This window comes from Porphyromonas crevioricanis, from assembly GCF_900476255.1.
Lineage (GTDB): Bacteria > Bacteroidota > Bacteroidia > Bacteroidales > Porphyromonadaceae > Porphyromonas > Porphyromonas crevioricanis.
This window is the reverse complement of sequence record NZ_LS483447.1, coordinates 1,170,135-1,196,826: the sequence shown is the minus strand read 5'-3', so window position 1 is coordinate 1,196,826 and position 26,692 is coordinate 1,170,135. Positions and strand designations below refer to the sequence as shown.

14 protein-coding genes are annotated in these 26,692 nt (G+C 46.5%); 8 read left to right on the top strand and 6 right to left on the bottom strand.

The genetic code is table 11. The annotated features are described in order from the left end of the window. Nucleotides 1-76 precede the first annotated feature (76 nt). Genes DQN70_RS05235 through DQN70_RS05215 form a run of 5 tightly spaced genes read left to right on the top strand, consistent with a single transcriptional unit; the run spans nt 77 to nt 8,675 of the window. A complete protein-coding gene (locus tag DQN70_RS05235) occupies nt 77-1,786 on the top strand; it encodes a putative transporter (protein WP_023937423.1) in 1,710 nt (569 codons plus the stop codon). A 29-nt stretch (nt 1,787-1,815) separates the two neighbouring features. After that, nucleotides 1,816-2,769 (top strand): alkaline phosphatase family protein, encoded by a 954-nt coding sequence (locus DQN70_RS05230; RefSeq protein WP_023940893.1) that lies wholly within the window; start codon nt 1,816-1,818, stop codon nt 2,767-2,769. Further along, the gene (mfd, locus tag DQN70_RS05225) at nt 2,753-6,163 is read left to right on the top strand and encodes a transcription-repair coupling factor (protein ID WP_081711905.1); all 3,411 of its coding nucleotides are present in this window, start codon (nt 2,753-2,755) and stop codon (nt 6,161-6,163) included. Before DQN70_RS05230 ends, mfd begins: the two co-directional genes overlap by 17 nt. Before the next feature lie 28 nt (nt 6,164-6,191). Further along, nucleotides 6,192-6,842: a uracil phosphoribosyltransferase gene (gene upp / locus DQN70_RS05220; protein ID WP_036888547.1), complete on the top strand. Its 651-nt coding sequence runs from the start codon at nt 6,192-6,194 to the stop codon at nt 6,840-6,842. Nucleotides 6,843-6,845: 3 nt separating this feature from the next. Further along, nucleotides 6,846-8,675, top strand: a complete 1,830-nt coding sequence (locus DQN70_RS05215; RefSeq protein ID WP_023940897.1) for a peptidase U32 family protein — start codon at nt 6,846-6,848, stop codon at nt 8,673-8,675. Here DQN70_RS05215 and DQN70_RS05210 read toward each other — a convergent pair. Both DQN70_RS05210 and msrA read right to left on the bottom strand, forming a co-directional pair. Then, nucleotides 8,666-8,881: a hypothetical protein gene (locus tag DQN70_RS05210; protein WP_023937429.1), complete on the bottom strand. Its 216-nt coding sequence runs from the start codon at nt 8,879-8,881 to the stop codon at nt 8,666-8,668. The genes DQN70_RS05215 and DQN70_RS05210 overlap by 10 nt on opposite strands. A 53-nt stretch (nt 8,882-8,934) precedes the next feature. Continuing rightward, complete coding sequence (msrA, locus tag DQN70_RS05205; RefSeq protein WP_036889491.1) at nt 8,935-9,417, bottom strand: peptide-methionine (S)-S-oxide reductase MsrA; 483 nt, start codon at nt 9,415-9,417, stop codon at nt 8,935-8,937. 251 nt (nt 9,418-9,668) lie between these two features. Between msrA and DQN70_RS05200 the strand changes: the two genes are divergently transcribed. Genes DQN70_RS05200 through DQN70_RS05190 form a run of 3 tightly spaced genes read left to right on the top strand, consistent with a single transcriptional unit; the run spans nt 9,669 to nt 15,088 of the window. Beyond that, nucleotides 9,669-12,419 (top strand): carboxypeptidase-like regulatory domain-containing protein, encoded by a 2,751-nt coding sequence (locus DQN70_RS05200; RefSeq protein ID WP_023940900.1) that lies wholly within the window; start codon nt 9,669-9,671, stop codon nt 12,417-12,419. Nucleotides 12,420-12,473: 54 nt separating this feature from the next. Further along, nucleotides 12,474-13,283 carry a DUF5689 domain-containing protein gene (locus tag DQN70_RS05195; RefSeq protein ID WP_023937435.1) on the top strand — a complete coding sequence of 270 codons (810 nt, stop codon included), beginning with the start codon at nt 12,474-12,476 and terminating at the stop codon, nt 13,281-13,283. A 56-nt stretch (nt 13,284-13,339) separates the two neighbouring features. Then, nucleotides 13,340-15,088, top strand: a complete 1,749-nt coding sequence (locus tag DQN70_RS05190) for a DUF5689 domain-containing protein (protein WP_023940902.1) — start codon at nt 13,340-13,342, stop codon at nt 15,086-15,088. 345 nt (nt 15,089-15,433) lie between these two features. Here DQN70_RS05190 and DQN70_RS05185 read toward each other — a convergent pair whose 3' ends face one another. The 4 genes from DQN70_RS05185 to DQN70_RS05170 are packed head-to-tail and all read right to left on the bottom strand — an operon-like array spanning nt 15,434 to nt 26,678. Continuing rightward, nucleotides 15,434-16,300, bottom strand: a complete 867-nt coding sequence (locus tag DQN70_RS05185; RefSeq protein ID WP_023937437.1) for a DUF6734 family protein — start codon at nt 16,298-16,300, stop codon at nt 15,434-15,436. Then, nucleotides 16,297-18,192 (bottom strand): hypothetical protein, encoded by a 1,896-nt coding sequence (locus DQN70_RS05180; protein WP_023940904.1) that lies wholly within the window; start codon nt 18,190-18,192, stop codon nt 16,297-16,299. The genes DQN70_RS05185 and DQN70_RS05180 overlap by 4 nt, the downstream gene beginning before the upstream one ends. Nucleotides 18,193-18,217: 25 nt before the next feature. Next, complete coding sequence (locus DQN70_RS05175) at nt 18,218-22,984, bottom strand: hypothetical protein (protein ID WP_023940906.1); 4,767 nt, start codon at nt 22,982-22,984, stop codon at nt 18,218-18,220. Between the two features lie 13 nt (nt 22,985-22,997). Continuing rightward, a complete protein-coding gene (locus DQN70_RS05170; RefSeq protein WP_143742814.1) occupies nt 22,998-26,678 on the bottom strand; it encodes a hypothetical protein in 3,681 nt (1,226 codons plus the stop codon). Between the last annotated feature and the right edge of the window lie 14 nt (nt 26,679-26,692).

Sequence of the window (26,692 nt, the reverse complement as noted above, 5' to 3'; positions counted from 1 at the left end):
GCAAAAGCGTACTTTTGCAGCCACGGTGGGAAGCATAATACTTGCTTCGCACCTGTTGTTGTAATATATACTTGATATGATAGTAGACTGGTTTCGGGAGCAATTCCTCTCTCCCTCCATTACGCAAACCGTGATCGTGCTTTCCCTCGTATCGGCTTTAGGTCTGGTATTGGGAAAAATAAAGCTGGGACGAGTGTCTCTGGGGATTACATTTGTGTTCTTCATCGGCATTGTGTTCTCCTACTTCGGTTACAAATACATACCGGGCTTCGGATTGCATGCCGATATGGTCTCCTTTGCCCAAAGCTTCGGGCTTGTACTCTTTATCTATATGCTAGGATTGGAAGTAGGCCCATCTTTCTTTCCTTCACTCAAAAGTGGAGGTATTGCCTATAATATACTGGGATTGGCTATGGTAGCCCTCACTCTTTTTCTCATGCTCGTGATACATTGGGTATTGCCCGATACGCTGATGAGCATGACAGATATAATAGGTGTAATGAGTGGAGCCGTAACAAATACGCCCATACTCGGAGCTGCGCAAACAACACTGGCAGAGGTTGCCGGGAATAGTCCTACACTAGGTTCGGACTTGGCAGCCATGGCGCAAGGCTGTGCCGTGGCCTACCCGATGGGCGTTGTAGGCGTTATACTTGTGCTTGGCATAATGGCTGCATTCCGTAAGCAAAACCGACAATCCGGCGGACATGAGCAACGCAAAGCATTCTTCTCAGAATTCGGGGTGACTAACCCGGCTATCTGTGGCAAGAGAGTGCAGGATATAGTCCACTTGGTAGATCGTCGCTTTGTGATAAGCCGTATATGGCATGAGGGGGAAGTCCATATAGCTAACTCCGAGACCGTTGTATCTGCCGGAGATCACCTGCTGGTCGTTTCGGCAGAGGATGATGTACCAGTGCTGGAGGCTTTTTTCGGTAAGCTACACCGTGAGAAAGACTGGAACCGCTCCGACATAGATTGGAATGCCGTAGACAAGGAGCTATTATCCAAAGGGGTTATCGTGACCAAAAGCGAGCTGAACGGCGTAAAGCTGGGGTCATTGAGATTGCGTAACCTGTACGACATCAACATAACCAGAATAGATCGTGCCGGCATTGAGCTTTTGCCCTCGCCTGAATTACATCTACAATTGGGCGACTGCCTTACCGTAGTGGGAGAACGCACAGCCATAACCGAAGTGGCAAGCATATTGGGAGATCAGGTGAAAAGGCTGGATAAACCGAATTTGATCAGCTTCTTCTTCGGTATCCTTCTGGGGTGTCTAGTGGGGATGATTCCGTTGTACTTACCCGGCGTGAGTATGCCTATCAAACTGGGTTTGGCGGGAGGTCCGGTGATTGTGGGAATACTAATGGGGGCTTTCGGGCCACGCTACCGCATGGCGACTTATGTTACCAGTAGTGCCAACCAGATGATGAAACAGCTCGGTATCGTATTGTATCTGGCCGGATTGGGGTTGATGAGTGGACAGGGATTTTTCGATGTTCTTTTCACCTCTACCGGCCTTACCTGGCTGGTAAGCGGTATCCTGCTTACTGTTGTACCGGCTTTGTTGATAGGCCTCATGGCAATGCGCATATTCAAAGTCGATTTCGGAGCCTCTGCCGGGATGGTCTGTGGAGCCATGGCCAATCCGATGGCCTTGGACTATGCCGACAGTCAGGTATCGGATGACAGCCCCTCAGTGGTCTACGCCACGGTTTACCCTCTGCTGATGTTTGTACGCATCATTACGGCACAGATATTTGTTATGTTCTTCGTATAGTCTAAGGCATATAGGTCTTAAAAAGAAAAGTGTCTCCTACTCTCCCCTGGTTGGATCACCGCTACAGCCAATTGGTGGTATTGCTCGACGGTGCCGCCGATGAGCCGCATCGTTTGCTTGACGGCCGTACACCCTACCGGGCAGCCTCCATGCCGGCTCTGAATGCTCTTCTTCCTTTGGGCCGATGCGGCACTTTTGCTTCTATCCCGGAAGGTTGCTCACCGGGCAGCGAGGTTGCCAACCTCTGTATATTGGGTTATGCCGAAGAAGCAACGAAAGTAGACGGCCGGGCCGGCTTCGAGGCTTTAGGGTTGGGGCTTGACCTCCCTCCCGGTTCTGTTTGCTACCGCTGCGATATGCCGGAGCTACCCGACATGTCGCTTTTCCCAACCTCTATCGGTCGTCTCTGTCGGGGGGTACGGCATAGACACGTCTTCGTACCCTCTCCTTCCCTTCCCGAGAAGGAGAGCTTGGATGCTTTGCAAAACTTTATTTTGTCTTGTGGATTGCCACCTGCCGGCCTGTGGGGTCGCTCCGTTGTGCGTGGGCTGAATTTCACCCCATTTGCACATCGCTATGGAATGCAAGGGGCTATGATTTCGGCAGTCCCCGTCATGTGGGGCATGGCCTTAGCTCTCGGGATGAAACGAACTACCGTGGAGGGAGCAACGGGGGATACGGACAGCAACTTTGCAGGCAAGGCAGCGAAAGCGTTGGAGCTATTACAAGACTTTCAGTTTGTCTATCTGCATATCGAAGCTCCAGACGAGGCCTCTCATCGCAAAGACCCTTTGGCTGTACGAGACGTATTGGAGCGTATAGATAGCGATGTGATAACCAAAGTCAGCCGTTGGTGGCACAGTCGCTCCGGTGGCCCCAAGGCATTGACCATTATGCCCGATCATTATACGAGCAGTACTACGGGAGAACACCTTTCCATCCCTGTACCATATTTACACCTGAGGAATGATGACAGAGCTTGAATCCTTTCTACACCGCTACGCAAAACGAGAAATCGTTGCCGGCATTCGCAAAGAGTTGGATGCCGGTCGATCTGTAAACCTGCGAGGGCTGTGTGGCTCTTCACTTGCCACTATACTGGCTTCGTTGAGCGGAAGTTCGGCTCCTCTGGTCTGTATCATGAATGATGCCGATACTGCCGGCTATCTGTATGCCGATCTGACAGCTCTCTTCGGTTCGGGGCGTGCTTTGTTTTTCCCAACCAGTTACAAACGGGCAATCAAATATGGGCATATAGACCCGGCAGCCGAAGTACTGAGGGCCGAGGTATTGGCTTTTGTCGCTGGCAAAGGCAATGCCGTAGACAGTGGACAGGCAACCGGCACAGGAGCAGCCTCTCTGCCCATCATTGTGACCTATCCCTCGGCTTTGCTCGAAAAAGTAATCGATCGAGAGAAACTGGAGCAGGAGATTTACTCCCTTCGGAAGGGAGAGAGTCCCGGACAGGAGTTCCTCCGAGATCTACTTTTAGAATGGGGGTTTGAGCGAACGGACTATGTATACGAACCCGGCCAATTTGCCATTCGAGGCAGTATTATGGACATCTTCTCCTATGCTGGAGAATTACCGTTGCGGGTAGACTTTTTCGGAGATGAGATAGAAAGTATCCGGATTTTTGAGATAGAGAGCCAGCTCTCTGTCGAGACCGTGAATGAGGTAACGCTGATGCCGGACGTAGGAGCTTCGGACAAAGCCCGAAACAGCATATTGGAGCTTTTGCCCAAAGACACCGTCTTTTTGGTCAATTCGTATCTACATCTGAGCGAACGCATCCGACAGATATACAGCGATGTACCTCTGATAGACGATGGAGAGGGATTTGGCTCTCTCGAAGAAATGCAATCCCGGCTGGTTGTCCCTGAGACCTTTGAGCAACAATTGGCTCATTTTGTACAGATACGTATGGGAGAGGAGTCTTCTCCTCGGCTTGCCTCTTTTGTACTGCACGTGGAACCACAACCGTCTCTGCACAAGAACTTTGAGCTTTTGACAAAATTCCTTGCCCAGTGGAAAGGCCAAGGGTACACAGTCTATCTATCCACAGCCAACGAGCTGCAAGCAGAGCGCATTAGGGAGATCCTCACAGAGCGTGGGTCGGAAGATTTGATGCCTATCCGCCTGCCACTCACCTTACACGAAGGATTTGTAGATAGCGACAATGCCACCGTATTGCTTACCGATCATCAGATATTCGACCGTTACCACAAATACAATCTCAAGAGTGACAAAGTTCGCTCCGGAAAAGTCACCCTCTCTCTCAAAGAGCTCAATCAGTTCTCTCCCGGAGACCTGATCGTACACGTAGATCACGGCATCGGTCTATTTGGCGGACTCATCAACATCGAAGAAGGGGGCGTAAGGAAAGAGGTTATCAAGCTGATTTACCAAAACGACGATGTAGTATTTGTCAATCTCCACAGTCTGCACAAACTGAGCAAATACCACGGAAAAGAATCTTCGCAGGTACGCCTGAGCAAAGTCGGCAGTGGAGCGTGGCAGAAACTCAAAGACCGGACTAAAAAACGAGTAAAGGATATTGCCAGAGACCTCATCCGTCTCTATGCAGCCAGACGAGAAACAAAGGGCTTTGCTTTCAGCCCAGACAGCACTCTGCAACACGAATTGGAAGCAGGCTTTCTATACGAAGACACCCCCGATCAGGCCCGGGCAACCGAAGAAGTCAAGAAGGACATGGAGCGTCCCTACCCCATGGACAGGCTGGTTTGTGGAGATGTGGGATTCGGCAAAACGGAGGTTGCCGTGCGAGCTGCATTCAAAGCAGCCAACGACCGAAAGCAGGTAGCCATATTGGTTCCTACTACTGTTTTGGCCTATCAACACTACGAAACATTCAGTCAGCGGTTCAAGGATATGCCGGTAAGGGTGGATTACCTCTCAAGAGCCCGGTCGGCAAAAGAGACTAAGGCGATTTTAGCTGATTTGGCAAGCGGAGAGATAGATGTAATCATCGGCACACACCGGTTGGTCTCTCAGGATGTAAAATTCAAAGATTTAGGTTTGCTAATCATAGATGAGGAGCAAAAGTTCGGAGTGGCAGTAAAAGAAAAACTGCGCAAGCTCCAACTCAATGTGGATACCCTCACAATGAGTGCTACCCCGATCCCACGTACACTGCATTTCTCCCTAATGGGTGCTCGAGATTTATCCAATATCAACACTCCTCCACCCAACCGCTATCCGGTAGAAACGGCTTTGGTACGCTTCAGCCCGGATATTATTCGGGAGGCCATCAATTTTGAGATGAGCCGTTCCGGTCAAGTATTTTTCGTTCACAATCGCATACAGAATATACAGGAAATAGCAGAGCTGATCCGGCGTGAAGTGCCCGATGCAAGGGTCGGTATAGGACATGGGCAAATGAAGCCGGCCGAACTGGAGACCCTGCTCATCGACTTCAATCGCCACGAATACGATGTATTGCTCTGCACCACTATCGTGGAAAATGGAATCGATGTCCCCAATGCCAACACCATTATTATCGATGATGCTCACCGCTATGGGCTGAGCGATCTGCACCAGCTTCGAGGGCGAGTCGGGCGAAGTAAGCGGAAGGCATTTTGCTATCTGATAAGCCCTCCGCTATCCTCTCTTACAGATGAGGCCGGCAGACGACTGCAAGCTATAGAAAGTTTCAGCGATCTCGGTTCCGGCATACGCATTGCCCTGCAAGATCTCGATATCAGAGGAGCAGGCAACGCTCTGGGGGCAGAGCAATCGGGGTTTGTGGCTGACTTGGGGTACGAAGCCTATCAAAAAGTATTCGACGAGGCCCTGTCCGAACTCAAAACTGATGAATTCAGCGATTTCTTCAACAAAGACGAAAGCGGACAAGAACGGGCAACAGCCGAGGCCTTTGTGGCAGAGACACAGGTCGAAACCAACCTGCAACTCTACTTCGATGCCGAATACATCCCTCAAGATGGAGAGCGGATACTTCTCTACCGAGAGTTGGATAGCCTGAATACTGATGAGGAACTAAACAGCTTTGAGCAACGTCTTATCGACCGCTTCGGTCCCATACCGACCGAGGGGAAGCAGTTAATTGCGGTACCACGCCTGAGACGGATAGGCCGCAGTCTGGGGATAGAAAAGATCGTCCTGTCTCAAGCTCGCATGAGCCTGCACCTGGTAACAGACCCCAATAGCCACTACTACCAAAGTCAAGCCTTTGCCAAGCTCTTGGCCTATGCATCGACACATACCCGGCGAACAGAGTTTAAGCAGGTAAGAGGGAAACGTATCCTAAGCGTGAGTCACATACAGTCCGTAGACGATGCCATCGCCTGTCTACATCAAGTCGAACAAATGTCTACCCAAGACATCCAGAGTATTTGAGAAAAAAACAATCCTATCATATACCAACATGAAAGTAAATCAGTTAGAAAGCCAACACAGTCTCATGAGTCGCTATGTGCTGGAGATGCGCGACAAACAGATACAGCAAGACAGCCTGCGTTTCCGACGAAACATAGAGCGCACAGGAGAATTGATTGCCTACGAGATCAGCAAAAACCTCGACTACCAATGCGTGAATGTAGAAACGCCTCTGGGCCAATCTCCGGCCTACACTCCGGAGAAACAGATTGTGCTGGGGACTATTCTCAGGGCTGGGCTACCTTTCCATCAGGGATTCTTGAATATGTTCGACCATGCCGAAAACGCATTTGTATCGGCCTACCGTAAGTATAAAGACAAGCTCAAATTCGACATCAATATAGAGTACATTGCTGCCCCAAACATAGAGGACAAGGTCCTTATCATTGCTGATCCTATGTTGGCTACCGGCAGTTCCATGGAGCTTGCCTACCATTCGCTACTCACCCATGGTCGTCCCTCCGAAGTACATATAGCATCGGTAATAGCCAGTCGTCAAGCCATTGACTATCTAGAAGAACACCTACCGCAAGAGGTAACTCTCTGGGTTGCCGCCGTGGACGAGAAAATAAATGATCACTCTTATATCGTACCAGGTCTGGGTGACGCCGGAGACCTTTCCTACGGGAGTAAACTGTAACCAATGAGAGAGCTTGAGCTACTGGCACCAGCCAAAGACAAGGAAACGGCCATAGCAGCCATTGATCACGGGGCAGATGCTGTGTACATAGGGGCACCAATGTTTGGGGCCAGAGCGGTCGCAGCCGTTTCCGTTGAGGATATAGCGGAGGTCTGCCGCTATGCTCACCTCTATCGGGCCAAAGTCTACGTAGCTCTCAATACTATATTGTATGATCACGAACTGGCAACAGCAGTCCGAATTATACAAGAGCTGAACGATGCCGGTGTAGATGCCTTGATCATACAAGACAGAGCCTTGCTGGATTTGGATCTTCCTCCCATTCCTCTCCATGCAAGTACTCAATGCGACAATCGTCTTCCGGAGCAGGTAGCCGAATGGATTGCCCTTGGTATCAGACGAGTGGTACTGGCCCGAGAATTGACATTGGAAGAAATAGCCGAGATAGCCAAGCTGCCGGTAGAGCTGGAGGCTTTTGTACACGGAGCCCTGTGCGTATCGTACAGCGGACTGTGCTACCTGTCTCAAGCTCTGATGGGGCGTTCGGCCAATAGAGGGGAATGTGCCCAACTCTGTCGCATACCCTATACGCTTACCGATGCCAATGGACAAACAATAGGAGGAGCAGAGAAACACTGGCTCTCCCTCAAGGATATGAACCGACTCAACCTGCTCTCCGAAATGGCAGAAGCAGGAGTCACCTCTTTCAAGATAGAGGGGCGACTCAAACCCATTAGCTACGTGAAGAATGTAACGGCAAGCTACCACCAAGCTCTTTGCTCTCTCATACAGACAGAGCCGGAGCAATACAGACGCAGCTCATTCGGACAAGTAAGCTACAGCTTCACCCCGGATGTAGAGCGCAGTTTCAATAGAGGATTTACTTCCTATCTAATGAAAGATCGCAGTCAAGACCCCATCGCCTCGCCACTTACCCCCAAGAGCCGTGGGCGATATGTTGGCCGGTTGGTAGCCGTACAAGGCTCTACGATCCGGCTGGACAGGTCTCACCAATTGAGCAATGGGGATGGACTGTTGCTTATAAGTAGGACAGGCAAAGTGGAAGGCACGCAGGTGATCGGTATCCTCGACGATCTGAGATGTCGTGTAGATCATCCCGAATACTTCTCCTCCGGCTCCGAAATCTACTGCAACAGAGATCTCAAGTTCGAGAAACTACTCTCCAAACCCTCTGCCTCCAGACGTATTCCGGTGCGACTAAAACTCACCTCTTGCGACGGAAAGATAGCCCTCTCTATAGAAGGGCCGGAAAGCTACAATCCGGTAACAGCGAGCATAGCCTTTGTTCCCGAAAAAGCCGAACGCCCCAATCCGGAGAGACTTGTCTCCGAGTTGGGGAAACTTGGGCAAACACCCCTTATCGCAACAGAAGTAAATGTAACTGAAGTGGCAGATCTTTTCATTCCCGTCTCCATCCTGTCTGCTTTGAGACGAGAAGCCACCGATTTGTTTTGCAAAAAAGCATTGGAAGATTACCCTCTCGACCGTAGTCCTCGGCAAGAAAAAATCAAACAAGTATCCCGGCAGTCCAAAGAATTGACTTATATGGGAAATGTAGCCAACAGTGTCGCCCGAAGGCACTACGAAAATTTGGGGTACCGGTATATCCAGCCGGCTTTTGAGTTAGAGCCGAAAAAAAATGCAGCTCTCATGACCTGCAAATACTGTATCAAAAGAGAACTCGGTCACTGCCCTCGGTTAGGACAAAAACCCCTGCCATACATAGAACCGCTCTATCTAAAACATAGCAAAGGGGCATTGCAGCTCTTTTTCGACTGCAAAAACTGTCGAATGCTCCTCTATCAGGCTTGACGGTCTTCCGATTGTGAGGATTGCTTTTTCTTCTTCCGTTCTCTAATCAGTTCCAGAATAAGAGAAGAAATAGCTACTCCGCAGGCAATAAAGAAAGCCTCAAGCACAGAGAACCATCCAAACCACACCCCCATAAGAGCCACCAAAAAGATGCAGGCAGCCAACAAAAGTGTGACAATTATCAAAGCCAATGTGTGTTTACTCATGTCTACAATATCTCTAAAGCAAGTGATCTACGCATATCGGGGAAGTTTCTCTCTCAGAAAATCTTGCGCCTGGTGTGGCAATAAGGTTGCCCTCCTTTTTTCTCGTAATAATTCTGGTGGTACGTCTCAGCCGGCCAAAACTTAGGAGCCGGCTCCAATAGTGTACGCACCTGATAAGTCTGTGCCCTGAGCCTGTCTATGATCGTTGATGCCACTTGTCGTTGCTCATCATCGGTGTAGAATATTCTGGAGAGATATTGCCACCCCAAATCAGGTCCTTGCCCATCGGCTTGCTCAAAGTCATGGATCTCAAAGTAGAGCTTTAGCACATCTTCCGAAGAGACAACAGCATCATCATATTCTACCTTCACGGCCTCGAAGTGCCCGGTATTCCCTCTGCACACATCCTCGTAGGTTGGGCTTTCGGTATGCCCTCCTATATAACCCACCTCAGTAGATACAATTCCCGGCAACTTGGCCAACTGGAATTGCACGCCCCAGAAACATCCGGCGGCTAAATATATCAACTTAATCACAATACTAATGCTACAATTGAGTTGTATCGCAAATGTACAAACCTTTCACAGACAAAAGCACAAAAAAGTCCTAGCAACACAAGCTATCGGAAGTATTCGGTAGAGGAGATTTTAGCCCCTCTCTGTCATCTTGCTTGTTAGAGGGAAGCAGCGTACCTTTGCCGAGGCTCTCGTGTACAATACATTTACAGAGTGTATTCGCCATTGGTGTGTCATGAAAACGTAATAAACATTCAGAAAATAAATTGCTTATGAAGAAGCTCCTTATCGTGTTAGGTCTGAGCCTGACTCTGCTTTCTTCCCTTTCGGCTCAAGAGATCTTCTCTCGCGGGCAAGTGGTGGATGCCACGGATGGGAGAGCAGTAAGTACGGCAACGTTGGAAGTGCGAGGCCGTCAAGAAAAGATGGTAGCCGTAGACAACGAAGGCAGATACCTTATACCAGAAATGAAGCCCGGCAAGTATACGGTTACAGTATTGGCCTCCGGGTACGAAGCTCAGCAATTCTTTTGGCAAGGGAAAGAGGGAGATCTATCCATCATCAGGCTACGTCCTCTGGCAGCCAGGTTGCCGATGCAAGATTTAAGCGAACTGCTCACCGAAGACCTTGGCACCACTACCGAAGAGGATATACAAGAGTCTTCTCCTCTGCTCACAGCCTCCAGAGATCCCTACGCCAATGCTGCCGGCTATACTTTCGGGCCGATGCGTTTCCGCATGAGAGGTCTGGACTCTCCCTACCAGCTACAATATCTCAACGGACTGCAAATGAATGACCTGAATACCGGCTACTCGGTGTGGTCTCTCTGGGGTGGTCTAAATGACGCCGTACGTAACCAACATTCGATACTTAACAATGAATTGGCAGACTTCAGTTTCGGAGGTGTAGGTGGTGCTACCCTGATAGACACTCGGGCCAGTGGTATCCGTGCTGGAAGCCGTCTGACCTACTCAGTTAGCAACCGCACCTACACTAATCGCCTGATGTACACCTATGCTACCGGGCTGACAAAAAGTGGCTGGGCTTTTGCTTTCTCTGGCTCACGCAGATATGGCTCCGGAGATTATTCCTATGTACGTGGGCAACACTATGATGCGTGGGGTTACTTCGCTTCTATCGAGAAACGTCTTGCAGGCGGTCATACATTCCTTTTCTCTCTCTTGGCAGCACCTACCGAGCGAGGAGTAGCCAGTGGCTCAACCGAAGAGGTTTATAAACTCGTAGGGTCTAACTACTACAATCCGAATATCGGACGACAAGCCGGACAATGGAGAAATGCCAGAGTACGCAACAACCACGAACCGGTACTCACGCTGAGCTACATATGGGAGATAAATAAGGGTACAAGATTGACAGCAGCCACAGGTTATCGCTTCGGATACAATGCTTACTCGGCCCTCAACTGGGCTAATGCACAGGATCCAAGGCCCGACTATTATCGCAATCTCCCTTCCTACTACACCTACCTAAGCGAAACACCCGATCAAGAAACGGCAGACTACTACGCCATGCTATGGCGCAGTGATGAGAATGTCCGCTATATAGATTGGGATATGCTGTATCATCTGAACAGCAACAATTATAAGGAGACATACGATGCCCAAGGGAACTTACTTGCTTCGGGAAAGAGGAGTGAATATATCCTCGAAGATAGACGTACTGACCAGAGACAATGGTATGGCTCTCTTCTACTAAATTCTCAATTGAATGATAACTATCGTATAGACGGAGGAGTAAATTATCGAATCAACAAGACCGAAAACTTCAATGTCATCAAAGACCTTTTGGGAGGAGAGTATTGGTATGATGTAGACAAATTCGCAGAAAACGAATTTGTCGATGCCACCAAAGCTCAAATGGATATGCGTAACCCCAACCATATTGCCCGCAAAGGAGATAAGATCGGGCACAACTACCTCTCCCACATACAAGCCATCAATTCATGGTTTGCTTTGAGAGCCAACTATACTCATCTGGACGCATATCTGGGTGGCCAGGTATCCGTTACCTCCATGTGCCGCGAAGGGCTACAACAAAGAGGACTTTTCCCCACCAATTCTTATGGTAAATCCGAGACTCTTGATTTTGTCGATTGGGGAGCAAAAATGGGGTTCACATACAAAATCAATGGGCATCATTTCGTATCTCTCAATGCTGTGGCTATGTCGCAAGCTCCGGTTTTCCGCAATGTCTTCGTCTCTCCTCGTACTCGCAATACCCACGTAGAGGATCCTCAGAGCGAGAAGGTATTTTCCGCAGATCTGAACTACCTGCTACGTCTGCCCCTTATACGTGGTCGTGTGAGCGCATTCTATACCCGGATCAACGATCGGACTCGTAACATGAGCTTCTACGATGACGGACATAGAGCTTTCTCCAACTATATACTAAGTGGTATCGATGAGCAAAATGCTGGGATAGAAATAGGCCTTGAAGCCAAGCTCAGTCCGACATTGGTACTCAACGGGGCTTTCACTTATGGTCATTACACCTACGTATCAAATCCCAAATTCGTACAAACGGTAGACAACAGCGAAAAGGAATTGGCTCGTGAACGAGTATACTGGGATGGCTTCAACACATCCGGTACCCCTCAAACAGCGGGCACGATAGGCTTTACCTACAACTCCCCCCGCTACTGGTTCTTGAGTGCCAATGTAAACTACTTCGGCCGCAGCTTCGTAGCGATGAATCCTATACGCCGTACAGACCAAGCCAGAGAAGAGCTTGCAGCAGAATTTATCAAACGAGAAACATTCGACGGAGGCTTTACGGTAGATGCTTCTGTAGGGAAATCGTTCCGCCTGAGTCGATCTACATTCCTCCGAATGAATCTTTCGGCCAGCAACTTACTCAACAACAGAAATCTGCGTAGTGGAGGATATGAACAACTACGCATACGCCGTGCGAAAGAAGATGGTCGCATGACTCGTCCGTTCGACTCAAAGTATTTCTATATGTACGGTACGACCTTCTTCCTCAATGCTTCTCTGCAATTCTAAAATCGATCCCAACACGGGTAATCCGAGAACATCAACAGTCTAAACAAGATAGATATGAAAAGCAAAATAGGCATACTAATCGGGGTCCTCTCTCTCTTGTCTCTGCTAAGCAGCTGCAAGAAGGAGTTCGACACAGCCGGCTCCATAGCACAGGATCTCGACAATGTAAAAGTCACACATACCATTGCCGAGCTCAAACAAATGTATGAGCCGGGAGGTAGGGATATCTTTACCAATGTTGTCATTGCAGGCATTGTGAATAGCGATGACAGCGAGGGAAACCTATACCGCAGTATCGCCATACAGGATGAAACTGGAGGCATAGAGCTCAAGATGGGCATGGGTAACATGAATTTGATATACAAGCAGGGTCGTCGTGTTCTGGTTAAATGTCAAGGACTTCGCCTTGGCAAAAACTATGGAATAGTGAATCTGGGCTACAAATCTGCTGACCCGAAGTATGAAACGGGATTTGTACCCGAAAAGATGGTTACACGAGTCATGATCCCCGGACTCCCGGCTCCTCTGCACCCCAAAAAACTCAGCATTGCAGAGATGAAAAGCGAATACGCATTCACGCTGGTACAGGTCGATGATGTGCAATTTCTGGAAAATGAACTGGGAAAAACATGGGCCGATCCGGAAAACAAACAAAAGACCGGATATGTGGAGCGTACCCTGAGAGACCGCACAGGCAATCGTCTGATCGTACGCACCAGCAGCTATGCCCGGTTTGCAGGACACAAACTACCCGAGGGTAACGGTAGTGCCGTAGGGCTTCTGTCTTTTTTCAATGACACACCACAATTAATCGTTATCCACCCTTCGGACTTTAACTTCCAAGGCAAACGTTTTGCCGAGTAATCCAGGGAAAGGAGATTTATTCCATACAGTATCCAAATCAAAAAAAAGCATAGACAATGAATCTGACAAACCTCAGCAATCGAGCTATCGGCATAAAACCTCTTTGGATGATAGCTCCACTCCTTTTGTCTTTTCTGCTGATTTCGTGCAAAGACAATGACGATAAGTATGAATCGCCACAAGTGAGTGTAGAACAGCATTTTGAAAACAATACAATCCCTTTCGACCAGAATGGAGGTGTTTCCCTGCTCACTCTCAATACCAATAGGGCTTGGCGAGTAGAGACGGCCGGTGAGTGGATCAAAGCATCTCCCTCCAGTGGGAACGAAGGCAGGCACAATATCAACATCCTTGTACACCCGAATAGCGGAGTAGCTCGTGAAGGAGGTATCCGCATCGTTGCCTCGGGCAAGAGTTTCTTCTATACAATCACACAAAAAAGTGTAGATGGCAAGGATTATACTTTCACTCCTCTTTCTGAAATAGAAGCTCTGCTACCAAATGATAACAGAGAAGGGATCATTATTGAAGAGGATCTTACAATACGTGCCGTAGTAGTTTCGGACTATAGAGGCAAACAATTCCAATTCCAGAACTTCCACTACATAGTAGACACAGACGGAAATGGGATTGTCCTAACCCTCGACAAAAGTGAAAAACCGTTTGAACCGGGAGATCAGATAACCGTCAATATCAAAGGTTGCAAACTGGTTAACTACAATGGTACGGTGCAACTCACAATCCAGAAAAACAAGGCTGTTGTAGTACCAAATAAGAAAATAGAACCCATCAATACAACCATTGCCGAGCTCAACCAGGGAAAATACCACAACGTATTGGTACGTCTGCCCAAAGTACAGTTTGAAAAATACGAAAACGAGCAGATGTACTCGGGCACGTTCTTCATGAAGAGTCACAAGTTGCAAGATCCTACTGGGACTGCAATCGATGTGGAAGTTATGAAAAACAGTACTTTCGGCTCACAAGCCGTACCTGCCGGAAGCGGTAGCATCACGGCCATTGTGACAGTCTACAAAAAGAATGAAAGTACACCGGTGAAATACAGCCTCAAGCCCAGTCTCTACACAGATATGCAGATGAGTGGGGAGCGATTCTCGGTACAACAACCGGAGCCAAACCCGAACCCTGAACCGTCTACCGTCGAGCCATTGAGCAAGCTGATCACTATTGGTAAATCTCTCAAACCAAAAGAATTTAGGGACCTGACCGAAGCCTTCACCATTGATGTGGTAGTAACAGCAAACAACGAATCCAAGCAACTTGCGGGTGAAAACTATCACTATGTACAAGACGAGGAAGGTACTGCCATGGCTCTGCGTACCAATCAGAATGCCGGCACTGTCTATCCGTTAGGTACACGCCTACTTATTGCAGTGAAAGGAGCCAAACTTTCCAACTACTTTGGCACAATTACTTTTGATGTGAACAAAGCCACAGTGGAAACAAAAGAAAATAAAGCTGTCGAGCCGAAAGTGATCGGAGCCAAGGAGCTGAAGATGTACCAAGACAAGTTGGTCAAGATCTCCGATGTACAACTCCAAACAGTACCGGAGGAAGGCACAAAGCTGGAGAATCCATCCGAAAAGCACTACACCAAATGGATGCTCATAGACAAAGAGGGTAATACATTCCAGTTCGAGATTAAGAAGGGTTGTAGTTTTGGCGGCAAGACGGACTTTGTAGGCAGTGGTTCTATCAGTGGCATTGTTACCGTTTTCAACGAGGTCTATTCTATCCGCCCCAGAACGGAAGGCGACATACAGCTCAAGGGAGCTCGCTTTTGAGATAAGACCAATCGAATAAACCCATTGTTAGATAGGTCGGAGCAATGATTGCTCCGACCTGTTCTTGCTTATATGAGTCCGTTGCACAATCCCTCTAAAAGAGACGATTAGCAGTCTAATACAGTGAGGACAACATTATATGCAATACTCTCTCCGTATGGCAAGCAAACTACAAACAGAGACCTCTGCACGATTAAGAGAAGGGGCGTCTATGTCCCTCTCCTAATTCGTACAGAGGTCTCAAAAATGGCTAATTGGAGGCTACCTCATGCACAGTCTTTAATTAGCCGTGTTTTACTCTTGTAACTATCGAATTATTAGTTGGCTTACTTTATGTGACAGACCCTACTTGGAGAGAATTTTATACACCAATCCGGATTCCTTGATTTTCTCGTAATACGCAGGAAACAGTGTTTCGATTTTCCTAAGAAGGGCCAAACAAAGGAGCTCATTCTGGCTTGCGTGTGCGCGTGCTACGTCTTTTCCTCCCCAAATATGAGTAAATGTCGTATTCTCTCGTTGATAAGGATCATCCAAAAAATGATGAATTGAGAACATTTTCTTCTTGGCACACATTACCAACATACGCTGCTCAGCAAAGACCATCTGCGAAACCATTTCTTTGGGAAGTTCACAATTTTCCGTCATGAAATCTATCGCACAATTTGTGTAGTAATCCTTGAAAGACTGGTCTGCAAGGAAAACACAGGCTGTGTTGCAAGCAGGCTCTCCCCAATCCCATTCTGGATCAAATCGATAACCTTTCCGCACCTTGAGATATTCCTGAGGGAGGTATGTACCGGGATACAAAGGTTCGCGATGAAGAACGGAAATCGGCACCCTCTCAAGCACATCGGTAATCGGCTTCCATACAATTAGATCGGTGTCGATCATGGCTATAGGGGCCGGCTCATTTCTCAATGCAAGCAACTTTCCAGCTGCCCAAAAGATATTCTGGTCAATGTATTCAACAGTATTCTCCAAAGTTTCCGTATCAATCCCTCCATTCCACAAATCCAAAATTCCAAGGGAATCATAGTATTCCAAAGCCATCGAGTCCGTATAGAGCTTAATATTTCCATTGTCTCTTCGCCAAGTGAGAGCAGAAAGAATGGTCGTAAGAATCTCGAATTTGTCTATCCTATATTTTCTTCCCTTCTGTCTAATCTGGAATGGGAGAGTACAGTTTACATGCAAGGCGGTTATCATCATTTCATTTCTTTAAACTGGATGGCTTTATCATCCTCTCGTCGAACTAATTCATCAAACATCAATCCACTATTTGCCTGATAGTTGCTAATTTTTCTGGAGATTCCAGTCCATAAAAAGCTATCACCAAAGAACCAGCGTGCTCGCTGCGTTTTCAGAGATAAGGTCGTCCCATAGCCAAGAATTTCTTCCTCATTGATAACAAAGGGAATAATCTTTCTGGACTGCGAACCATCAGCGTTCTTTGAATATCTACAAGCAAGTAATTCTGTCGATGGCCGAACCGGCTGATATTTCCCATTGAAGAATATGGGCATCTTCGATCTCCTCAACTGAATGTCTCGCAACTCACCTTGTATCTTCATGGGTAAGAAAGGGATCCAATTGATAGGAACTCTATTTTGAAGTAAATAGTAGTACTCAGCATCTTGCTCTTCTCCAACATCGATATCAGGATCTTTTCTGGCATCAATGACAGACAATACAGTATCCGATAAGCCTCCTCCATCCATCGTTCCACCGCATCCATCATTTATCTTCGTCTCAACACCCCAAACCATGTTAGCCATCTCATCTCGCAAGAACTCTATCTCTTCCAGTGGGTCACTCATATCGCTACGCAAAATAGTGGGAGGAAAGAGCAGACCTTTGCAAGAAGAAAAGTCGTTGGTATCATATGCATGTAATTTTGTGGTGCGGAATAGCCCCCACCTATCGGAAAACTCCACTTCCGGAGCATGATTATCAGATTCTTCTGGTGTAGTATTGATGAAAATCCTATCACCAAATGTATCCGTCACTATTATTCCTTTTACATCAAGGATTGTCCCTGTCTCAGATTCAAGCGGAGTAAGCAACCAATCATTGCTATACATGGAAGTGTACTGCATGATCACTGAGTTTGCCAACATAGAATAGTCTTTACCGGTGTTCTCTCCGAATCTGACTTTCCCGTATTCAAATTCCCAGAGCCGTCTTTTAGGAGCACCGGGTATGTCTGCAGGCGTAGGCAAATAAGACAGCATCTTTTCTATCCCCACACCATCACTCTCTCTTTTCTCCTCTCCGTCGAACGAGTACCAAGACAAGGTGTCTGAGTCATAGCTTTCTGCTTTGTAATCAGTCCCATTCCCCTTCACTTCGACATCATAGCCCAGTGTTCTTTCATTCCAACAAGATGTCTCTAAATCATTCGGAAGGTACATTTTCCGGAACCAAGTGGAATATTTTTTCAGCAGTGTCTCCAGCTCCGGATGCTGCTCGTAAAATAAATTTGCATCTCTGTAAAGGGTATAACCATCGAAGATCCGCTTCTCGAAGCAGGCACTGAATTTTACCAGTGTCTTATTCGCTTCTCGTTTTAAAGTCTCGATATCTCTATCTGCATCCTCAACAGGAGGAATAAATGTTGCAAGAGGATAATTGGAAAGAAGCTCTCCCAAATAAAAATCGATTTTTGATTGATCTGCTCCAAAATGATTCTCAAGCATTTTCTTAAAATGAGTAGCAGACGACACTCGGATGTATGGGGTGATCCTTCGATCCAACTTTTCAACTTCATACTCCAAAGGGGTATCCGTAGAATATGGAAAAACCTCACCTCCTCTAACAATATTGGAAAGAGGAGTTCTTACAGTTGAAATTTTGGTCGTGACTATTGACCCGCTGTCATTGGCTTTGAACCTGCCAAACTGCCACTGACGAGTCAATGTCCACAGTGGGTCGAAAACTTCAAATGAAAGCGCATCGGCAAAATCTTCCTTGCGAGTTCGAGGCTCGATTCTGGAAGAGACTACAGCATTCCTCGGGAGGGCTTTATTCACTTCGTCCAAATACCCGGATAAGCCGAATTTTCTGACCAACCAGCTACTTTCATTGTTTCTGCTTGAAGGCATATTTAGTTCAATTTTAAATTCAACATTAGTTTCTGAGAAGGTATCCACCAGGGATACAGTCAAAAATATCGACGCTCTTCCCTCCAATGAAAGACTTTCGTGGTCTGAAAGCACAACTCGAGAAGAAGGAGTGGCCGGGTAAATTTTGCAGCTCAAAATTACTCAAGAGAGGTAGGAATCGAGATAGGTAGGGATCCGAATAAATCATATCTGGATCTACAGCCCTATTCATGAGCATAAAGCGAGTCGTATCAAGCAGTCCGAGCACATCTTCCAGTCTCCAAGTGGCATCAGTTCCGATTTTGCTGAATTCTGGATGAATAGCCAACAGTAAAGTCTGTGGTGCCTCATTATCCGGTTGATCACAATGGAAAGTCAAACCGGCTGTCTGCTTCTTGTAGGGGATGTATTCAATCCAAGAATCAATGATGAACCCTGCATTATAATGCCGCTCTCCTGTCCTGGTATACAGTTTGGCTGCAGAGTCAGCCCCATACAACACGATAGAATCGACATTCTGGAGATCTCCCTCATCTTCAACTCCACAACCGAGCCATTTATCTCCGGCAATCTCTCTGCCATCCTTGACCTGTAGAATCGAAGTATTCGGAGATCTCATCCCAAAAGCCGATCGAATCATATCCACATCATGCCAAAGCTTCATTCCGCCATATACTTCTGAGACTTCCATCTGCCAATCTTCAAATGAATCGAAGTCCAGATTGGAATATTGGCCAATCCCGTTTCGGAGAAGAGTATCGCAAGCGATCCGATCTTTGACATCGGGGAGCATAACATCCATCGTAAACCCGGGGAAAATTTTGAAAGAGTCCAATGTCAAAACTCTCAACGCCTTGATGTATTCAGCTGAAGAATAAATTACTTGTACATCGGTTTTGATAATCTTTTCGGCTTTTTGGATGCGTTTTTCTACAGTGTCAGCAGCGATAGCAAAAGTCGATAGAAAATCCAACTGCTTCTGTCTCACTTTATCAAATTCGATCCGCTGTAATACCGGATCGACTCTAAAAATTGGCTCTCCCTCAGCCTCACTGACCAAAAAGAGTTCTGGATCATAATTAGGCAGACTGTTTACAAGCCCATAGCTGACACATTTCGCCAAAAAATCCCACATTTTGGCAAGCTCCATATCCGGTATGTAGCGAGCGGACTTTAGGTTCAAGATTTGGAGAGACATACTCAGATGCAAGGATTTGTGGAGATCCAGAACATACTTGTAGCGAAACTTCAAGTCTTCCACATCAAGAGATTGTTCGTCATCCGGACCTGTCTCAATCACAGTTTTTGCAGTGCTATCATCAGGAGGCATTGGAATCCAATCTTTTGCTTTCATAGCACTGCTGCGAAGTAGCAAACTTCTCAACTTCCTGATCAGGAATTCAGCTTCAGCCAAGCTGATACCAGGTCTCTCCGTAATTGCCTCCGAGAAGTCCCAAAAGATCTTAACCTTGTCCTTCAGACAGTGATTTTTCAATCTCCATGCAGTCTCGACGAGACGGATGAAAGTGGTTTCGTATTCCGATAGATAGAGATATTCGATTGGATGCATACCAATCTCATTGAGACGACATACATGCCAAGACGGCACTCCATCCGAATGAAATCGCTGTACACAAAAAAAGATTCCGGACAGAGAGCCTATCATTTCCTCAATCCACCCATCTACGGAAGGCTCTGCAGCACAGAAAGCCGTACCAATGACATCTTTAGGATATTGCATCAAAACACCTACCCTGTGGGACACAACCACATGCTCCATTGGGGTATCAAGAATTGATGCAGGAGGGAGATTGCCATTACCATCTACCATAAATTTTGTAATCGCAGAGAACGAATCCATATCCCCTTGAATCAGACGGTGCACACCTTCGGAAAGTAGCAAGTCATTCAAAGCATCATAAGAATCGACAAGTCGTTCGATACCCTTGAAAAGACTCATGCGATGGGAGTGTATGGCATCTATTCCTGTTTCCTCATGCAAGACCGTGTACCAATCCAGGGTGCTGCGGTTTTTCTCCAGCCAGGAACTGACTGATTCTTGATAAGCCCATTTATCCAGAATAGAGGAGATAATAGCTTCTCCACTGATCACCTGCATGTTATAGTTGTCTGCCCGCTGATCTTGTGCTTCGATCTCTACTTTCAGAGGGAAAAGTTTCCGAAGAGGGTGGATGTATCGATCCATTTCAGTCTCCATATTCCTGCCTTCTCGGTATGCTTCGTGAAGATAACGCTCCAAATCAGCTCCCAGAATGGCAGAAGACGAAATGCCGGAACGTACTCCTTGCAGAATCCGAAGAGCCTGCCGTGCTCGCATAGATGAGAGATTCACGCACATATGCGAATCCAGAGCACTATTCTTTGTTCGGAGATAAGCACTCCGTAGGGCAGATGCAGAAAGGGCGTGTTGGATAGAAGGAGCAACAACGAATTCCCCTTTGTCCTTTCCGGACATCTGATAAATATTCTTGGATCCACTGTTGTCTTCGGCTGCTATCCTCATCTTGGATATTATTTCTGAGCTGTTGTCCAGAACAGTTCGTTTATTCTCCTCTAGATTGAAAACCCAGCCGAAAGCTCCAATTTTGGGGACACGATTTCCTCTTTGGCGAAATTGTTCATTTAGGATATAGTCAAGCTCACCAGAAAACCAAGCATCAAGCCTGTATGTGAAAAGATCCAGAAACTCTCTTGCCAACAATTCTGCATCCTCATCTGAAATTTTATCAAGGACATTCTTGACTACCGCCACAGGTTCGGCCAGATCCTCCTTTTCTGTCAGGTCGGAAATACCCCAAGGATAGAAATGACCAACTTCCTCAAGACGACTCAGATAGGAAGGTACCTTTTGATCTCCTTTGGGGAGCAAAGGGGAATCAATCACGGTACGTCTCAGGTGAGAAATAGAATGTGGAGCTTGCCCTGCCATTTCAAGATATTTTCTGTCGGCATCAATTCCCTTGAGATCTTCCGAACTGATAACGCTCTCTTTGCGTAGCCTTTTCCATTCATCTGCCATGGCAACGAGAAAACCGTTCAACTCTTTGAGTAGAGGATCGGCATTACGCAAATCGTCGTCAAGTTTTAGGAAGTCTGTCACCGGGAGTATCCCATAGGGCAAGTCGTCAATTCGGAACGAAGGGATGTTACCTCTGGCACGGACATGGTTCACCACAAAATCTCCGATGACATCCAAAAGTCGGTCGAGCTGGCTGTCTTTGACTTTAACCTTATCCCGATAATGATCCCACAAAGCTCTGTAAGCCATCCTCGCCATCTCATTCTCAGAACGTTCTGCATTCAAGACTCGCCCCCAAGTCTTCCGGTAATCATTCTCTGAAAATCCGAGTATAGAAGCAACCTTTTTGGAGTCAGAAAGGTCATAAGCAGGAATTAGATAACGGTCTTCTACTTCCGCAGCATAGCGTTGCTGCATTTCGTCTTCATGCTCCACTGGTGCATACGTTCTCCCATGCTCAACATGGTTGGTAGGAGTACCAGCCTTAAGCATTTCAATTCGGGAATAGGCATAATTATGGCTATTAAAGAGGCTCTTCAGATGCTCTAAATCACCGAATCCCGTCTGTTTGAACCCGAGTATGTAGATGTAATTAAATCGCTGAACATCACTGTCTATAGGGACAGTAATTGCCATTCCTACTCGCTCGGCCTCGTCATAGTCAACCATCCATTTGCATTTCCCATTGACTATCAGATTCCCATTTTCGTCAATCTTGTAAGGAAGTTCAACTGTCTCATCCGTTGGATTGAAACCTATTTCTAAATTCGAAGGGATCTGATTCCCATACCAAGTGATTACTCTCTTGGATTCAGCTTCCTCCCCAATCATCATAAACCTATTTGGTAAGATATGCGAGACCGGCATATCAGGAGCCTCCGTTTCTTTTATCCTGACTTTCGGAAAAATATCGTGCTTCGGATCACGAAGGTACATCCAGATCATCTCATTCAATGGAATCCGGCCTTTATTCATGCGACTGATGAAATCATCCACTTCAGCACTAAAGGATCTGATCATTGTATAATCCACATCCCACAACTCCATCTGGCGTGCATTGTCAGCGTAGTAGGGATATTTCTCATAAAAGGAAAGGAAGCCATCCAATCGTTCTCGCAAATACGCAACAGTTCCTTGGACACTGTCATAGAGATAGTCGACAATATACTTGCACGTCAGCAATTCTCGTTCGATCAGGGAGAGTTGATTCTTGATGTCATTGATATTTTTCCGCACCTGTTTCTCAAAAATATACTCTCCCGTGTCGGGATCAATCCGATGTCTTTCATCAATATGGATAAAAGACAAATGTCTCTTGATCGACAAACACGCATTATCAATGCCTTCCAAGTTCTGATAAGGGCGCCGATAATAAAGTTTTCCTCCTGTACGAAATAGACCTATTGTCTCCGGTCTCATTGTTCGGCAAATCCATGCTGCCCTATACAAGGGATATTTTCCGCACAGCACTTGCCATGCTTCATACTCTCGCCTGGGACTTCCACTGGCAATGAACCATTGCAACCAAAAAAACTTTCCGTCTTCGATCTCTTGCCTTGTCAATGAATCAGTCAGATAATCCAGGAAGATCTCATTCGGGAAGATTCTGACACACAATTCCTTTTGAACTTTTCTGCTGCGGAAGTGTGTTTCTATCCTAACTGGGAAAAGGAGCAACGGGGTATGGGTTGGGACGTCACTCAAAACTTTCACAAAAGCGTTTTGCTTTTCGTATTGTGTGATAGGAGCCATGACTTTTTCTTATTCAAGATGGATTGGGAATAAACAGAGATAGGTGCTTGCCGTACAGTGTCGCATCATTTTTGAGGATCATACCTGCAATGGCAGCATCCTTTGCCCGAATAAACTGTTCGGAATCAGTAGGATTTTTCTCAAAACTCAAGTCCTGCACATCCTCTTCAAAGGTTAGCAAATAGCCATAATCACCTTTTGCAGGATTACCAAGTAGTTGATCGAAATTTGCCTTGAATCCCACCACATAAATATCATCTCGCAGGAATGCTTCAGAAACCGGCCGGATAATACTTCGATCGGCCTCATCGGCGGATTCCGCAAAAGTAATAACCCCTGGCTTGAACTTATCAGCAGAGGCCTTGTGCAGATATACTTTCGTCATTGGATATTGCTTCATCAACCTGCCCTTGACAACGAAAAGTAACAGACCTGCCTTGGTAGAGGCATGATTCTCGCCAATCTTCCCAGTCCAGGTATGAAGAGGTCTAACATCGAAAAAGTTGTCATTTCGGATGTCTTCTCTACTGGTCTCCGAATCCCAGAATTTTCTAAAATACGAACCTCTCTGGTCAGTAGGATACTCCCTCCACAGCAATTCTTTCCCCATTTCAGTATTCATACCACACAGAAAGGCTTCCACAAAAGATTCGTTCGTCCGCATCAATACAACCGAATTATCCGGGAGGGCGTCTACACAAGGGAGAATAAACTTATCCGACAAAAGCCGCAGGTAGTGATAGGTCGGCTCCGGAAAAATTGGATACGCCATAACCGGGAATTTGGACCGGAGCAGTTCATTGACATAGCTCTCACGAAGTTTCCTTCCGGAAAGAGTCTCGGCAAAAAATTCCGACATATATTCCGAAACAATTTCACGAACACGTTCCAGAATAAGATTGTCTTTGAACCCATTGTAGTTCGATTGCATCTGTCTTGTCTGTTCCTTCTTCAGTCTCTCTGCATTTTTCCGCTCCTTGATCTCGGCAGCATTTAAAGCATCTTTTCGAATCTCAATAACCTTGACACACTCGTCTAACTGTTTCCAAGCTCGCAGATAGTCGTTTGTTCCATTGTCATTGCAGTCTCGGAGAAAAACAATGTAATCTTGGATAGAGTCAAAGCACTGCATATCCTTTTTATCATATTTGTCCAAATGCAGTGTGAACCCAATTGGAGTATTCTTGAAGTAGTCGTAGATACGCTCTCGTAAAATGTCGTACCCTTGAGAAAGACTATTGGAATTGGGGCCAAAACCCAAAAAATTCTTCCATTTCTCCATCATTTGCTTCCATTGACCCGTAAGGTTAAACCTATAATTTTCACCAGAGGCTGAACCAGACCTGGTAACAATTCCATCAATTTCTCTTTTTAATCTTCCAATCAATTCACCAGGTGTGAGTGCAACCTCTTTAAGAGGATCTCTGAAGAACGAAGTAGCATGTTCTCGATACTGTACCTCAATCGCTTGACCGTTTTTCAACAACCTGCGAGAAAGAAAATACCAACCATCTTCGCCTCCTATTCGAGTCAGACCTTTCTCCGAACCAAAAGCTTCAGCATACAACTGATCATCAACAGCAACAATATTGGACAGAACAGTTCCATGAAAAGGATTAGATCCTACAGAATACTTGTTCTTATAAGCTCTCGTGACTCCAAGAATTCCATGACGAGAAAACTCACCATCCAAGAATTTCCGAATAATCTCCATGCAGAGATCTTGCTTTTCTCCACAATGCGTTCGTGTGGCCTCATAATTGAGATAGTGCCACAGATATTCTTGATTGTCTTTCGGGACAGTCGCAATTCGCAGACCGTTCTCAAAGTCCTGATCATTCCGAACCGGGTTGGTTCTCGTTTCAGCTGGGATGGTTGATTGGAAATGCCACTCGTCAATTTTCAACCTTTGGTAATCAAAATACCCAGTGAGATACTGATCAAAAATTTCTTTGGAAAGAATAGCGAAAATGCTATTGGTATGACTGCGGAACTGATGGACACTTGGCAATTCGGGGATTTTGTAGTCCGCAAGTCTGAATATCTGTGCTTCAGCGATATTTTGCATGATGGATTTCGGATCCACAGAAGACTGGATCCTGGCCAAAGCTTCTGTCATAGACTGAAAAGAGGCTCTTGCATAAGCACGCGGAATATTCCTGTCTCGGAGAATTTCTTGAGTCTGAGGCATTCCTCGAAAATACTGCAGCATAGTACTCATATAGTCCGGATGCTTTTCTCCATTCTCCATGACAACCGAGACTTTGTTCTGAAGAGAGGTAGTCACATTAGCACTTGCCAAACGACGGTACAGTTCGACATTCAATGCCTGAATATCTTCAACCTGTTTCCAAGCTCTATCGACAAACTCTTCCTGGAATTTTCGGACGATTTTTTTGCCAAGGCCGGCAACTGCTCGATAATGAATATCTAGATTGAGTTGAGAAAACCAGGAGGTTCCACTCTTCTGATTGTCACGCTCATCTACGGAGGTAGCAAAAATATGCTTGGCTCCATACAAGGGAGGGACGACCCAAGGATCATCATCAACACCACCAATTTCTTCCCTTTCGTTCTCCCCTGAAAGAATGTCCTTATTCTCTATGAGAACCGGGCTACCGGAAAGAAGATTTTTCAACCTGCGATAAACAGTACCTTCACGAAACGTCCCATCCGGAGCTGGGAAACACTGTTCGTCTTTTCTATTCAAGGAGCTTACCGCAGCAGGCATCTGGATAGAACGACGTTCCGGTCGTTCATCTTCACCTAAGGTATCAAAGCTCACACCTTCACCCATCTTGGTGATATCAACGTCGATAAAGGTTTTGGCTTCCGTCCAAACCCTCAAATCCTCCGCCATCTTATCGAAACTATCTTGCCCAGTCACGAAAGACCACGAATGGTACACAGGAAAGTCGAAAGGACGAGGGTGCATGGTCTTTTGTTCTTCAAAACTCGACTCCCATGCATGCGCTTGGGCTGTGGTATCTTTCACTTTCTCCGTATCAAACCCCAATCCGGCAAGCCTTCCCGTCTCAAAAGCAGGCACCAAAAAGACGACATACTCCGTGAATGGTTTCAGATCTCCTCCGGCACGTAACGCCAGCAATCGTGAGAAGACCGGAGTCTCTTTTGAAAATCCTTGAGCGTGCGCAGTCTTCCAAGAATCTTCTTGAGAAGGGAAAATGCTCTTGTATACCTCTTCTCCGGAAATACTGAATGAAACGTAGTTCAAATCCCCGGATTTTTTCTCAGCACAAAGATTTTTCTCACATACAAGCAATGCCAACCACGGTCGGATCCGATTATCAGCATTAGGCTTAACAGGAGAAAAACGCCAAGGGAAATCCGGCTCCCAGAACTCGATATAGGGCAAATACTGGGGAGGCATTGATGTACTCAGAGGCTTAGGAGTCACCTTGGAAATAGCCTGATCTAATACCTGTGTAATGTCGCTTGGGCCAACAAACTGAATTTCCTTGGTCTTAATGATTGTAGATTTTTCTTCATCTCCGTCCTGCGAAGCAGTGTCTGTATTCAAGAAGTGAGCTTCGAGAAACAGTGCGGCCCGATGCTTTGTCAACCAAAGATCCTTCTGAATCTCAGATGTTGTGAGCTTATCCTCCTCGGCAATCCTATTTCCCAATCCTTTCTTAACCCAAGGGAAATAGTATGTGGTTGCGTATTTTTCCATCTTCATGCAAGGAT